This window comes from Streptomyces sp. NPDC052079, assembly GCF_040680275.1.
Classification (GTDB): Bacteria; Actinomycetota; Actinomycetes; order Streptomycetales; family Streptomycetaceae; genus Streptomyces.
Genome location: NZ_JBFAWL010000006.1, coordinates 125,595 through 138,584, shown reverse-complemented (window position 1 = coordinate 138,584; position 12,990 = coordinate 125,595). Strand labels below are relative to the sequence as shown.

11 protein-coding genes and 5 tRNA genes are annotated in these 12,990 nt (G+C 69.9%); 5 read left to right on the top strand and 11 right to left on the bottom strand.

Annotation, left to right across the window (positions count from 1 at the left end; genetic code table 11):
• Window positions 1–4: 4 nt before the first annotated feature.
• The 3 genes from AB0L56_RS12995 to leuC form a co-directional block, all read right to left on the bottom strand.
• Window positions 5–235 (bottom strand): hypothetical protein, encoded by a 231-nt coding sequence (locus AB0L56_RS12995; protein WP_361024721.1) that lies wholly within the window; start codon window positions 233–235, stop codon window positions 5–7.
• A gap of 277 nt (window positions 236–512) precedes the next feature.
• Window positions 513–1,106: a 3-isopropylmalate dehydratase small subunit gene (gene leuD, locus AB0L56_RS12990; protein WP_365422342.1), complete on the bottom strand. Its 594-nt coding sequence runs from the start codon at window positions 1,104–1,106 to the stop codon at window positions 513–515.
• Between the two features lie 6 nt (window positions 1,107–1,112).
• A complete protein-coding gene (gene leuC / locus AB0L56_RS12985; RefSeq protein WP_365422340.1) occupies window positions 1,113–2,543 on the bottom strand; it encodes a 3-isopropylmalate dehydratase large subunit in 1,431 nt (476 codons plus the stop codon).
• A 196-nt stretch (window positions 2,544–2,739) separates the two neighbouring features.
• Between leuC and ndgR the strand changes: the two genes are divergently transcribed.
• Window positions 2,740–3,453 carry an IclR family transcriptional regulator NdgR gene (gene ndgR / locus AB0L56_RS12980; protein ID WP_006130487.1) on the top strand — a complete coding sequence of 238 codons (714 nt, stop codon included), beginning with the start codon at window positions 2,740–2,742 and terminating at the stop codon, window positions 3,451–3,453.
• Window positions 3,454–3,678: 225 nt separating this feature from the next.
• Here ndgR and AB0L56_RS12975 read toward each other — a convergent pair.
• The 8 genes from AB0L56_RS12975 to AB0L56_RS12940 form a co-directional block, all read right to left on the bottom strand.
• A tRNA-Glu gene (locus AB0L56_RS12975) sits at window positions 3,679–3,751 on the bottom strand.
• Between the two features lie 27 nt (window positions 3,752–3,778).
• Window positions 3,779–3,850: transfer RNA gene (locus tag AB0L56_RS12970), tRNA-Gln, on the bottom strand.
• A gap of 21 nt (window positions 3,851–3,871) precedes the next feature.
• Window positions 3,872–3,944 (bottom strand) — tRNA-Glu (locus AB0L56_RS12965).
• 87 nt (window positions 3,945–4,031) lie between these two features.
• Window positions 4,032–4,104 (bottom strand) — tRNA-Glu (locus AB0L56_RS12960).
• Between the two features lie 39 nt (window positions 4,105–4,143).
• A tRNA-Gln gene (locus tag AB0L56_RS12955) sits at window positions 4,144–4,215 on the bottom strand.
• 209 nt (window positions 4,216–4,424) lie between these two features.
• The gene (gene gltX / locus AB0L56_RS12950; protein WP_361024730.1) at window positions 4,425–5,909 is read right to left on the bottom strand and encodes a glutamate--tRNA ligase; all 1,485 of its coding nucleotides are present in this window, start codon (window positions 5,907–5,909) and stop codon (window positions 4,425–4,427) included.
• Window positions 5,902–6,687, bottom strand: coding sequence for a fumarylacetoacetate hydrolase family protein (locus AB0L56_RS12945; RefSeq protein ID WP_361024733.1), 786 nt, complete (start codon window positions 6,685–6,687; stop codon window positions 5,902–5,904). The genes gltX and AB0L56_RS12945 overlap by 8 nt, the downstream gene beginning before the upstream one ends.
• A 170-nt stretch (window positions 6,688–6,857) precedes the next feature.
• Complete coding sequence (locus AB0L56_RS12940) at window positions 6,858–7,046, bottom strand: hypothetical protein (RefSeq protein ID WP_361024736.1); 189 nt, start codon at window positions 7,044–7,046, stop codon at window positions 6,858–6,860.
• A 607-nt stretch (window positions 7,047–7,653) separates the two neighbouring features.
• Between AB0L56_RS12940 and AB0L56_RS12935 the strand changes: the two genes are divergently transcribed.
• The 4 genes from AB0L56_RS12935 (at window position 7,654) to AB0L56_RS12920 (ending at window position 12,938) form a co-directional block, all read left to right on the top strand.
• On the top strand, window positions 7,654–11,436 hold the full coding sequence (locus AB0L56_RS12935; protein WP_365422334.1) for a nitrate- and nitrite sensing domain-containing protein: 3,783 nt from the start codon (window positions 7,654–7,656) through the stop codon (window positions 11,434–11,436).
• Between the two features lie 9 nt (window positions 11,437–11,445).
• Complete coding sequence (locus AB0L56_RS12930) at window positions 11,446–11,859, top strand: roadblock/LC7 domain-containing protein (RefSeq protein WP_030231800.1); 414 nt, start codon at window positions 11,446–11,448, stop codon at window positions 11,857–11,859.
• 112 nt (window positions 11,860–11,971) lie between these two features.
• Window positions 11,972–12,367: a DUF742 domain-containing protein gene (locus tag AB0L56_RS12925; RefSeq protein WP_004924977.1), complete on the top strand. Its 396-nt coding sequence runs from the start codon at window positions 11,972–11,974 to the stop codon at window positions 12,365–12,367.
• The gene (locus AB0L56_RS12920) at window positions 12,348–12,938 is read left to right on the top strand and encodes an ATP/GTP-binding protein (RefSeq protein WP_361024742.1); all 591 of its coding nucleotides are present in this window, start codon (window positions 12,348–12,350) and stop codon (window positions 12,936–12,938) included. Before AB0L56_RS12925 ends, AB0L56_RS12920 begins: the two co-directional genes overlap by 20 nt.
• Window positions 12,939–12,990: the final 52 nt, after the last annotated feature.

The following is a 12,990-nucleotide window of genomic DNA, read 5'->3' as shown; positions in this document are numbered from 1 at the left end:
TGGTTCAGCGTTCCTCTTCGGGGAATCGACCCGCGTCGAGATCCGCGTTGAACCGCTCCAGACGCCTTGCCGCACCGGCGAGATCGTGCTTGGCCGCGGCCGTAATGACCAGCAGCTTCCGGGTCAGCGCCATCCGTACGCCCTCCGGGACTTGCAGTGCGCGCACCCTTGCATGCGCTTCCTTGAGCCGGCCCGCGACCACCGCATAGAGCTCGAGTTGGCCATCGCGTTCCATGCACAGATTGTGCCATCTGGGGCGAGTTGTCGCCTGCCCAGGGGGCAACTGCCGCCTGTGACGACCGTCCGTGCTCGCGCGGGGATCACGCGCACGTGACACGTGTACCCCAGCAACCACTTTCTTAACGCGGCAAGTTGAGCACCCTCAAGACGGCGCGCGGGGCCGAACGGGTGCAGACACGCCCGTACCCCCGATCGAGCCGATCGGGGGTACGGGAGGGGCGATGCGGTGGCCGAAAGTCGACCTCTCGCGAGGACTTCGGCCGGGGTGCGGGTCAGGCCGTGAGCGTCCTCGGCTTGAACGACGGGCGCTTCGCCTCGTACGTGGCGATGTCCGCCTCGTTCCGCAGCGTGATGGAGATGTCGTCGAGCCCGTTCAGCAGCCGCCAGCGGGAGTTCTCGTCGAGCTCGAAGGAGGCGGTGATGCCCTCGGCGCGCACCTCGCGGGCCTCGAGGTCGACGGTGATCTCGGCGGTGGGGTCGGCTTCCGTGAGCTCCCACAGCGCGTCGACGATCTTCTGGTCGAGGACCACGGTCAGCAGGCCGTTCTTCAGCGAGTTGCCGCGGAAGATGTCGGCGAAGCGGGAGGAGATCACGGCCTTGAAGCCGTAGTTCTGCAGCGCCCAGACGGCGTGCTCGCGGGAGGAGCCGGTGCCGAAGTCGGGGCCGGCGACCAGGACCGTGGCGCCCTGCCGCTCGGGGCGGTTGAGCACGAACTCGGGGTCCTTGCGCCAGGCCTCGAACAGCCCGTCCTCGAACCCGTCCCGCGTGACCTTCTTGAGCCAGTGGGCGGGGATGATCTGGTCGGTGTCGACGTTGCTGCGGCGCAGCGGGACGGCCCGGCCGGTGTGGGTGGTGAATGCTTCCATGACTGATCAGACTCCAGCGGGCGCAGGGACGTCGGCGGCGGCGAGGTCGGCCGGGGAGGCGAGGTGGCCGAGGACCGCGGTGGCGGCGGCGACCTGCGGGGACACCAGGTGGGTGCGGCCGCCCTTGCCCTGCCGGCCCTCGAAGTTGCGGTTGGAGGTGGAGGCGGAGCGCTCACCGGGGGCGAGCTGGTCGGGGTTCATGCCCAGGCACATCGAGCAGCCCGCGTGCCGCCACTCGGCGCCGGCCTCCTTGAAGACCACGTCCAGTCCCTCGGAGACGGCCTGCAGGCCCACCCGGGCGGAGCCGGGGACGACCAGCATCCGTACGCCGTCGGCGACTTTGCGGCCCTTGACGATGTCCGCGGCGGCGCGCAGGTCCTCGATGCGGCCGTTGGTGCATGAGCCTACGAAGACGGTGTCCACGTGGATGGAGCGCAGCGGCTGGCCGGCCTCCAACCCCATGTATTCCAGGGCCTTTTCGGCGGCGAGGCGCTCCGAGGCGTCCTCGTACGAAGCCGGGTCGGGGACGGACGCCGAAAGGGGAGCGCCCTGGCCCGGGTTGGTGCCCCAGGTGACGAACGGCGACAGCTCGGAGGCCTCGATGACGACCTCGGCGTCGAACTCGGCGTCCTCGTCGGACTTCAGCGTCTTCCAGTAGGCGACGGCCGCGTCCCAGTCCTCGCCCTGGGGCGCGTGCGGACGGCCCTGGAGGTAGGCGAACGTCGTCTCGTCGGGGGCGATCATGCCCGCGCGGGCGCCGGCCTCGATCGACATGTTGCAGATGGTCATCCGGGCCTCCATCGAGAGCTTCTCGATGGCCTCGCCGCGGTACTCCAGGACATAGCCCTGGCCGCCGCCCGTGCCGATCTTCGCGATGATCGCCAGGATCAGGTCCTTGGCCGTGACGCCGTCGGGCAGTTCGCCGTTGACCGTGATCGCCATGGTCTTGGGGCGGGCCATCGGCAGCGTCTGGGTGGCCAGCACGTGCTCGACCTGGGAGGTGCCGATGCCGAACGCCAGCCCGCCGAAGGCGCCGTGCGTGGAGGTGTGCGAGTCACCGCAGACGACGGTCATGCCGGGCTGGGTCAGACCCAGCTGCGGGCCGACGACGTGGACGACGCCCTGCTCGACGTCGCCCAGCGGGTGCAGCCGGACGCCGAACTCCGCGCAGTTCTTGCGCAGCGTCTCCAGCTGGACCCGGGAGACCGGGTCGGCGATCGGCTTGTCGATGTCGAGGGTCGGGGTGTTGTGGTCCTCGGTCGCGATGGTGAGGTCGAGCCGACGCACCCGGCGGCCGTTCTTGCGGAGCCCGTCGAAGGCCTGCGGGCTGGTCACCTCGTGCAGCAGGTGCAGATCGATGAAGAGGAGGTCGGGCTCGCCCTCGGCGCGCCGGACGACATGGTCGTCCCAGACCTTCTCCGCGAGTGTCCTACCCATCGCTTTCCCTCCGGCCGGCAAGTGGTGCGCCGGCCCAACTAGATCTGTGGGGAGGCGGCGCCCGCACCCCTGACACCGGGCGCCCGCCGCCAGGCCCGGGTGGTCCACGGGCCGCGTTGCTTCCGTGCTTCAAGGGTGGCGGGTTCCACGCAAAATTGAACTTGCGTTTCACAGAGTGAGACGCAAGTATCGTTGCATGGACAACAGTAGCGGCGTCGGCGTTCTGGACAAGGCGGCACTCGTCCTGAGCGCTCTGGAGTCCGGTCCGGCCACCCTCGCGGGGTTGGTCGGGGCCACCGGACTGGCACGACCCACGGCCCACCGCCTGGCCGTGGCGCTGGAACACCACCGCATGGTGGCGCGCGACATGCAGGGCCGATTCATTCTCGGCCCGCGCCTGGCCGAACTGGCCGCGGCGGCGGGCGAGGACCGGCTGCTCGCCACGGCGGGCCCGGTGCTGACCCACCTCCGTGACGTGACCGGCGAGAGCGCCCAGCTCTACCGCCGCCAGGGCGACATGCGGATCTGTGTCGCCGCGGCGGAGCGGCTGTCGGGTCTGCGGGACACAGTGCCGGTGGGCTCCACGCTCACCATGAAGGCCGGCTCCTCGGCGCAGATCCTGATGGCCTGGGAGGAGCCCGAGCGGCTGCACCGCGGCCTGCAGGGCGCCCGCTTCACGGCGACGGCCCTGTCGGGCGTACGGCGCCGGGGCTGGGCCCAGTCGATCGGCGAGCGCGAGCCGGGCGTGGCGTCCGTCTCGGCGCCGGTGCGCGGCCCCTCCAACCGCGTGGTGGCCGCCGTCTCGGTCTCCGGCCCCATCGAGCGTCTGACCCGCCACCCGGGCCGTATGCACGCCCAGGCCGTCATCGACGCGGCCGCACGTCTCTCGGAGGCGCTGCGCCGCTCCTGACCTTCCAGCCCCCGTCCACATGGAGAACGGGTCCGCCTCAACGCCGCGGCGGACCCTCCCCCGCCTCACCCGCCGTCGGCGGCGCCTTTTCCGGCCGGTACGCGAACGTAGTTGATGAACGCTCACGCGCTGTGATGGATCGTGTCCGGCGCGTGCACGTAGGCGCTCTCCGCCGTGTATAAAGCGAAGGCCCCCTCACCGGAGTGAGAGGGCCTTCGTCGGTTGTACCCCCGACCGGATTCGAACCGGCGCTACCGCCTTGAGAGGGCGGCGTGCTAGGCCGCTACACAACGGGGGCGTGGATCACGCGTTTCCGCAGATCCTGCTGGTCTACCTGGACTCGAACCAAGACTAACTGAACCAGAATCAGTCGTGCTGCCAATTACACCATAGACCAATGATGGTTTAGACCAGTCAGTACCCCCGACCGGATTCGAACCGGCGCTACCGCCTTGAGAGGGCGGCGTGCTAGGCCGCTACACAACGGGGGCCCTAGCGATCCCCACCCGGCGGTAGCCGGATGTTGTCACCGCGGGGACAGCGGGAGCTACCCTGACTGTCCTCGCGGGAAGGATCTGTACCCCCGACCGGATTCGAACCGGCGCTACTGCCTTGAGAGGGCAGCGTGCTAGGCCGCTACACAACGGGGGCTTGCGGATGTGATCCGCGGGTGCAGATGAGCTCTGCGAGCTGGCCTACCTGGACTCGAACCAAGACTAACTGAACCAGAATCAGTCGTGCTGCCAATTACACCATAGGCCACTGGAACGCAAGCCCCTGAGGGGATCTTGTTCTAGTTCGACGCTTGGGGTTCCGGCCTTCCGGCCCGCTCCCCGCGGCGCAGGAAGAACATTACCTGAAGGTGGACGGGGCTCCAAAACGAGTATCGGAAGGCCATGTCACCGACCGTACCCAGAGACGGCAGGGGCGGTGCCGGATGCTCCCGGCGCCGCCCCTGGACGTCGGTGAACCTACGCGGTGAGCTTCTCCAGCGCCGCGTCGATCCTCGCCAGCGTCTTCTCCTTGCCCAGGACCTGCAGGGACTCGAAGAGCGGCAGGCCGACCGTGCGGCCGGTGACGGCAACGCGGACCGGGGCCTGGGCCTTGCCGAGCTTGAGGCCGTGAGCCTCACCGGCGGCCAGGACGGCCTCCTTCAGCGACTCGGGGGACGTCCAGTCGGCGGCCTCCAGCTTCTCCCGCGCGGTGCGCAGCAGGGCGTCGGAGCCCTCCTTCATCGCCTTGTTCCAGGAGGCCTCGTCGAAGACCGGCTCCGGCAGGAACAGGAAGTCGACGTTGTCCGTGATCTCGGAGAGGACCTTGACGCGGGTCTGCGCGTGCGGGGCGATGGCCTCCCACTTGGTCTCGTCGAAGTCCTCCGGGGCCCAGGGGGCGAACGGGGCCCTGAGCCAGGGGGCGCAGCGCTCCGTGAAGTCCTTCACATCGAGCATGCGGATGTGCTCGGCGTTGATCGCCTCGCACTTCTTCAGGTCGAAGCGGGCCGGGTTCGGCTGCACGTCGGCGATGTCGAAGGCGGCGACCATCTCGTCGAGGGTGAAGACGTCCCGGTCGGGGGAGAGCGACCAGCCCAGCAGGGAAAGGTAGTTGAGCAGGCCCTCGGGCAGGAAGCCGCGCTCGCGGTAGAGGTTGAGCGAGGCCTGCGGGTCGCGCTTGGAGAGCTTCTTGTTGCCCTCGCCCATGACGTACGGCAGGTGGCCGAAGGCCGGGGTCTGCTGAGCGATGCCCAGTTCGGTCAGCGCCTTGTACAGCGCGATCTGGCGCGGGGTGGAGGAGAGCAGGTCCTCGCCGCGCAGGACGTGGGTGATCTCCATCAGGGCGTCGTCGACCGGGTTGACCAGCGTGTACAGCGGGCTGCCGTTGGCGCGGACGATGCCGTAGTCCGGGACGTTCTCCGGGGTGAAGGTGAGCTCACCGCGGACCAGGTCGGTGAAGGTGATCGTCTCGTCGGGCATCCGGAAGCGGACGATCGGCTGGCGGCCCTGCGCCTTGTACTCCTCGACCTGGGCGGCGGTCAGCGCGCGGCAGTGGCCGTCGTAGCCGGAGGGCCGGCCGGCGGCGCGGGCGGCCTCGCGACGGCTGTCGAGCTCCTCCTGGGAGCAGTAGCAGTGGTAGGCGTGGCCGGCGTCGAGGAGCTTCTGCGCGACGTCCTTGTAGATGTCCATGCGCTGCGACTGGCGGTACGGGGCGTGCGGGCCGCCGATCTCGGGGCCCTCGTCCCAGTCGAAGCCCAGCCAGCGCATCGAGTCGAGGAGCTGGGCGTACGACTCCTCGGAGTCGCGGGCCGCGTCGGTGTCCTCGATACGGAAGACCAGGGTGCCGCCGTGGTGCTTGGCGAACGCCCAGTTGAACAGGGCGGTGCGGACCAGGCCCACATGGGGGTTACCGGTGGGCGAGGGGCAGAAACGGACGCGTACGGGAGAGCCGGGTGCGCTAGCCACGCTTGACAACCTTGTTGGTGAGAGTGCCGATGCCTTCGATGGTGACGGCGACCTCGTCGCCGACGTTGAGGGGGCCGACCCCAGCCGGGGTGCCCGTGAGGATGACGTCGCCCGGGAGCAGGGTCATGGCCTCGGAGATGTTGACGATCAGATCCTCGATGGGGTGGATCATCTCGCTGGTGCGGCCGAGCTGGCGCTGGGCGCCGTTGACGGTGAGCTGGATGGTCAGGTCGTTCGCGGCGTCGATGTCCAGGTCCGTCTCCACCCAGGGGCCGAGCGGGCAGGAGGTGTCGAAGCCCTTGGCCCGGGCCCACTGCTTCTCGCGCTTCTGGACGTCCCGCGCGGTGATGTCGTTGGCGCAGGTGTAGCCGAAGATCACGTCCCTGACGCGTTCACGCGGGACCTCGCGGCACATCCGTCCGATGACCACGGCCAGCTCGGCCTCGTGGTGCACCTCCTGGGTGAAGGAGGGGTACTGGATGTCGTCGCCCGGGCCGATCACCGAGGTGGCGGGCTTGAAGAAGGCGAAGGGGACGTCGGGCACCTCGTTGCCCATCTCCTTCGCGTGGTCGGCGTAGTTGCGGCCGAAGGCGACCACCTTGTTGGGGAGCACCGGGGGCAGCAGCCTGACCTTGCTCAGCGGGACCTTGGTGCCGGAGAGCTCGAAGTCCGTGAACGGGATGCCCTTGATGATGTCGAGGACGAGTTCGTCCTGCTGCTCACCCTCGACCGCGCCGAAGGCGACGTTCCCGTCGATGGAGAATCTGGCGATGCGCACGGGATGCTTGTCCCCTTGACCGATGGGCTGGAGTCTGACGCTCCAGGCTAACGCGGAGGTGTCCCCGCCTGGCGACATGAACGAGGGGCGCCCCTGTCGGTGTGGGGCGCCCCTCGTTCTTGCGCGGCGGGCCTTGAGCATTTCCCGGCCGGTGCGCGTATGGATCGTTGTCAGTTCGCGGCGGCCGCCGCGACCGGGATCTCCATGAGGACGGTGCGCTTGGGATTGGCAGTCTGGGCCGGGAGTTCGACGGAGTGTTCCTGCTGCACCGGCGTCTGCAGATCATCGGCACCCTCAAGGTGCGCCAGCGTCGTACGCCGGGGGTTGGCGATCTTGTAGAACATCGTCGTCGTCTTCACTGTTTACTTGACCCTGTCCTGATTCACGGGCGCCCGGAGGAGGTCCTGGACCCCGGTCGCGGGCGCGGCTTGTCGGTTCTGCCATCCCTGTAAAGCGTCAGGCTAAACATGCAATTCCCTGCCGACCGGGCCCGGAGGGCATGATCCCAGTGTGATTTTGCTCACAGCGTAGAGGACATACCAGGCAATCCGGACGCCCTCCCCGGGCGGCGGAATCCGACATTCTCCCCTTGAAGCCATCATTCCGCTCCTGATCATGTCGACTGGGACACCCGGACCACCCCGGGGATTCGCCCTTATGCGCCCGTTATGCACGAGATCACCGTCCACCCCCGGTGACTCATCGCTCACGCGGTGTCACGTATCTCACCTGTAAGGCCACGGGCCTTGTTGGAGATCCTGCACTGTGCTGGAATTCCACGGACCGCCGCAGGGATCGAGCCGGCGCACAGGGGGCGCACAAACGCGCCGAGTGGCGGGCGAGGAGGGGGAGCCAGCGCCGGTCACTCAGACCACCACGGGGGCGTATTCAGGGCGCCCCCATGACGCCGACACCGTGCCTCGCCGTTCACGCGGAGGGGTGCCTGGTCCAGAGGTTGCGACGCTAGTGCAGGGACGTTTCAAGAGGGATGGCAGCGCTTCGGCGGAGCCGGAGCCGCAGGGCGGGACTGGCCCCAAGGCCGTCAGCTCCTCGCCCCAGCACGCCCAGAACCAGGGCCCGACCACGCCCGGGAACGGCGGCGACCGTCCCGGTGCCGGCGCGCCGACGGCACCGCCGACTCCGGCGCCGGCCGCGCCCACGGGTCCGACCGGCCCCGGCCCGCGAATAGCCCTGCGCAACTGGCGCATCTCGACCCGTCTGGTGTCGCTGCTCGCCCTACCGGTGGTCGCGGCCACCTCGCTGGGCGCCCTGCGTATCCAGCAGTCGATGGACGACATCCAGCAGCTCGACAACATGAAGCTGCTGACGGACATGACCCAGCAGGCCACCGTGCTGGCCGCCGCGCTCCAGGAGGAGCGCGACCAGTCGGCCGGCCCGCTGGCGCACGGCGGCAAGGGCACCGACTTCGCGGTCAAGGGCGTCCGAGAGAAGACCGACCGGGCGCGGAACAACTTCATCGAGGGCTCGGAAGCGATTGACGCTGCGAGCAGGGACGGCAATCTCAAGGGCGTCCGCGACAACCTGGTACAGCTCGCCGGCGACCTGGGCGAACTCGAGAAGATCCGCAACACGGCCTTCCAGACGGAGAAGAACTCCACCCAGACCGTCGAGGGCTACCACCGCCTGATCGAGAACCTGATCGACCTCTCGCAGGACATGGCGGAGGCGACCAGCAACCCCGACATGATCCAGCGCACGCGTGCCCTGGCGTCCTTCTCCTCCGCCAAGGAGTACGCGTCGATCCAGCGCGCGGTCCTCGCCGCGGCGCTGCCCGCGAGCAACGCCTCCAAGGGCCAGCTCTCCGAGAACGACCGGCTCTACGCCGAGTCGGCGCTGGCGAGCCAGAAGTCCGAAATCCGCAGCTTCAAGAGCATCTACGGCGAGGCCTCGGCCGACGAGCTGCTGCTGCCGATCGAAGAGGGCAACACCACGATCAAGGCCACCGACGAGTACGCCGGCCGTGCGCTGGCCTCGGAGTTCGGTCTCGCCTCTGTGGGCGCCCGGTCCTACCGCGACTGGCTGGACGACAGCGGCACCAAGATCCAGCAGATGGAGAACATCGAGCGCACGCTGCTCGAGGAGATGGAACAGAAGGCCCGTGAGCTGCGCAGCGCCACCGAGCGCGACGCGATCATCTCCGGTGCGCTGATCCTGCTCGTGCTCGGTGTGTCGCTGGTCGGCGCCTTCGTCGTGGCCCGCTCCATGATCCGCTCGCTGCGCCGGCTGGAGGAGACCGCGACCAAGGTCGCCCAGGAGCGTCTGCCCGACCTGGTCAAGCAGCTGTCCGAGACGGACCCGCAGGACGTCGACACCTCCGTGCAGTCCGTCGGTGTGCACTCCCGGGACGAGATCGGCCGAGTGGCCGCGGCCTTCGACGACGTGCACCGCGAGGCGGTCCGCCTCGCCGCCGAGCAGGCCCTGCTGCGGGGCAACGTCAACGCGATGTTCACCAACCTCTCGCGCCGCTCCCAGGGTCTGATCCAGCGCCAGCTGTCGCTGATCTCCGAACTGGAGTCCCGCGAGGCCGACCCGGACCAGCTGTCCTCGCTGTTCAAGCTGGACCACCTCGCCACGCGTATGCGCCGTAACGGTGAGAACCTCCTCGTCCTCGCGGGTGAGGAGCCCGGCCGCCGGTGGACCCGCCCGGTCCCGCTGGTCGACGTGCTCCGCGCCGCCGCGTCCGAGGTTGAGCAGTACGAGCGCATCGAGCTGGCCGCGGTGCCGAGCACCGAAGTGGCCGGCCGGGTCGTCAACGACCTCGTGCACCTGCTCGCCGAGCTGCTGGAGAACGCGACCTCGTTCTCCTCGCCGCAGACCAAGGTCAAGGTCACCGGTCACGCCCTGCCCGACGGCCGGGTGCTGATCGAGATCCACGACACCGGTATCGGTCTGTCGCCGGAGGACCTGGCGGCGATCAACGAGCGGCTCGCCTCGCCGCCCACCGTGGACGTGTCGGTCTCCCGCCGCATGGGTCTGTTCGTGGTCGGCCGGCTGTCGCAGCGGCACGGCATCCGCATTCAGCTCCGACCGTCCGACTCCGGCGGTACGACCGCGCTGGTCATGCTGCCCGTCGACGTCGCCCAGGGCGGCAAGAAGCCCCAGGGCAAGCCCGGTCAGCCGGGCGGCGCGGCCGGTGGTGGCCCCGCGGCCGCCCAGGCTGCCGCCGGTGCCGCCGCCGCACGGCGTGGCGCCGGTGCCGGCCAGTCCGGCTCCGGTGCTCCCGGCGGCCGGCTCGATACCGGCCAGGGCCCGCGGGCCGCGCTGCCCGGGCGCGACGGCGGTGGCCGGCCGGGCGGCGGCCGGGGGCCGCAGGGTCCGTCGGGCAACCAGTCTCCTTCGCTGTTCGACCAGGGCGCTCCCTCCGGCCCGCCGCAAGGCCGTCCCGCGCCCGCCGGTGGGAGTGCCGGATTCGGCGACCGGGGGCCCGGCGCCCCGCAGGGGATGCAGGCCGCCGGTCCGAACGGGAAGCAGGACCAGGACGCCTTCGGTGGCGGACGCGGCCAGGTGCCCCCGCAGCGGGGCAACGGCAACGCCGAGCGCGGCCGTCGTCCGCAGCTCCCGCCGCGCGGTGGCGCGCGCCCCGAGCTGCCCAGCGGTGACCAGCAGCAGCCGCGCGTGCCCAGCTGGAGCGACGAGAACGCCCAGCCGCCGGTGCCGCGCGCCTCGCTGGACACCCCGCGCGGACACGAGGAGCCGGGCGTCTCGCGGACCTCTGCCATGCCGCGGTTCGACGAGCGGCAGGGTCCCGGCGCGACGGCGGAGATCCCGCGGTTCGACGAGCAGCAGAACCAGGGCGCGTACGGCGCGAACAGCGGCCAGAACACGGGCCAGTACGCCCAGCCGGGCGCGAACGGCAGCCAGAACACGGGTCAGTACGCCCAGCCGGGTGCCAACAGCGGCCAGTACGCCCAGCCGGGCGCGAACGGCGGCCAGAACACAGGCCAGTTCGTCCGGGGTGACATCTTCGGCGCCCCGCAGGGCCGGCCGGGCGGGCAGAACCCGTCCACGACGGGCCAGTTCCCCGCCCCCCAGGGCTACGACAACGGCTCGACCGGCCAGTACTCCCTCCCGGAGCGTCCGGCCGCGGACCCCGCGGCCACCGGCCAGTTGCAGCGTCCGCAGATGAACGGCGCGCACGGCGCCGGGCCGGGCGCACCGCGCCCGCCGGCCCCGCAGCAGCGGCCGGCCCGCCAGGAGCCCGGCGGCGCCCCGCGGCGGACCGACGCGTCCGACGCCTGGGCCCTGCCTCCGGCGACCGGTCCCGGCGACGGCCGTACGCCGCTGTACGACACGCTGGAGACCAACTGGTTCCGCGGCGGCCACGGCGGCTCGCAGGAGCAGGGCACCGGCTCGACTCCGGCTCCGTCGTCCCAGCAGCCGCAGCAGCAGTCCCAGCAGCAGTCGCAGGGCCCCACCGGGCCACAGCGGTCCGCCGCCGCCTGGCGCAGCTCGCCCAACGACGAGCTGGTCCGGCAGGCCGAACGCGTCCGGCAGCCGGCCGCGGGCGGCGTCACCACCTCCGGCCTGCCGCGCCGCGTGCCCAGGGCGAACCTCGTCCCGGGTACGGCTCAGCAGCAATCGCACCAGAGCGGTCCTCAGGTCTCGCGCGCCCCCGATGACGTGCGCGGCCGGCTGACCAATCTCCGTCGGGGTATCGCACAGGGTCGTCAGGCCGGGTCCACCCAGACCGGCAGCTTCCCGCGGCCCACTCACCAGCAGGAGCGTTAGTTGAGCCCGATGAGCCAGGCGGCACAGAATCTCAACTGGTTGATCACCAACTTCGTGGACAACACCCCTGGGGTGTCCCACACCGTCGTCGTATCGGCCGACGGTCTCCTTCTGGCGCTTTCCGAGGGGTTCCCGCGCGATCGCGCGGACCAGCTCGCGGCCGTCGCTTCGGGACTGACCTCCCTGACGGCCGGCGCCTCCCGGATCTTCGAGGGCGGCGATGTCGCCCAGACCGTCGTCGAGATGGAACGAGGATTTCTTTTCCTCATGTCCGTCTCCGACGGCTCCTCGCTGGCCGTTCTCGCGCACCCCGAGTGCGACATCGGCCTCGTCGGCTATGAAATGGCGCTCCTGGTCGACCGCGCGGGGGCGGTCCTCACCCCGGATCTGCGCGCCGAACTACAGGGAAGTCTGCTCCACTGATCGGCCCCGGCACCACCCGTCTCACCAAATCACCGTCCGGCCGCCACAATCCCCCCACCGGCCCCCGACAGACGGCTTGCCTGACCAACTTGCTGTCCCGCCCGGAGGATCCATGACCCCGCCCACCGCCTCTCATGATCCGTACGCGGAGCCGTACGAGGACGAGGGCGACCAGCCGCTGGTCCGTCCCTATGCGATGACCGGCGGCCGGACCAGGCCGCGCTATCAGCTGGCCATCGAGGCACTGATCAGTACGACAGCCGACCCGGCAGCGCTCATGGGACTCCTTCCGGAGCACCAGCGGATCTGCCATCTGTGCCGTGAGGTGAAGTCGGTCGCCGAGGTCTCGGCGCTGCTCAACATGCCGCTGGGGGTGGCCCGGATCCTGGTGGCCGACCTCGCGGAGGCGGGACTCGTCGCCGTGCACCAGCCGGGTGGCGACGAGACGACCGGCGCCCCGGACGTGACACTGCTCGAAAGGGTGCTCAGTGGACTTCGCAAGCTCTAGCAGCGGGGCGGTCTCCGACAACCGCGCCACCACCTCGGCGAAGATTGTGGTGGCGGGTGGCTTCGGCGTGGGCAAGACCACGTTCGTCGGGGCCGTTTCGGAGATCAACCCGCTGCGCACGGAGGCCGTCATGACGTCTGCTTCGGCGGGCATCGACGACCTCACCCACACCGGGGACAAGACCACCACCACGGTGGCCATGGACTTCGGCCGTATCACCCTGGACCAGGACCTGATCCTGTACCTGTTCGGTACGCCCGGTCAGGACCGCTTCTGGTTCATGTGGGACGACCTGGTGCGTGGCGCCATCGGCGCGGTCGTGCTGTGCGACACGCGCCGCCTGGCGGACTGCTTCCCCGCGGTGGACTACTTCGAGAACAGCGGGCTGCCGTTCGTGGTCGCCCTCAACGGCTTCGACGGCCAGCAGCCGTACACCCCCGAGGAGGTGCGTGAGGCGCTGCAGATCGGTCCCGACGCCCCGATCATCACCACGGACGCCCGGCACCGCGCGGATGCGAAGAGCGCGCTGATCACACTGGTCGAGCACGCCCTTATGGCGCGCCTCAGGTAGAGCCAAATCACAAGCGACATACCGCGGTTGTCGTAGATGTACCGGTGCCGGC

Coding starts and splice junctions, on each gene's coding strand:
- AB0L56_RS12995 (WP_361024721.1), bottom strand. CDS start 235: ATGGAACGCGATGGCCAACTCGAGCTCTATGCGGTGGTCGCGGGCCGG.
- leuD (WP_365422342.1), bottom strand. CDS start 1,106: ATGGAAGCATTCACCACCCACACCGGCCGGGCCGTCCCGCTGCGCCGC.
- leuC (WP_365422340.1), bottom strand. CDS start 2,543: ATGGGTAGGACACTCGCGGAGAAGGTCTGGGACGACCATGTCGTCCGG.
- ndgR (WP_006130487.1), top strand. CDS start 2,740: ATGGACAACAGTAGCGGCGTCGGCGTTCTGGACAAGGCGGCACTCGTC.
- AB0L56_RS12930 (WP_030231800.1), top strand. CDS start 11,446: ATGAGCCAGGCGGCACAGAATCTCAACTGGTTGATCACCAACTTCGTG.
- AB0L56_RS12925 (WP_004924977.1), top strand. CDS start 11,972: ATGACCCCGCCCACCGCCTCTCATGATCCGTACGCGGAGCCGTACGAG.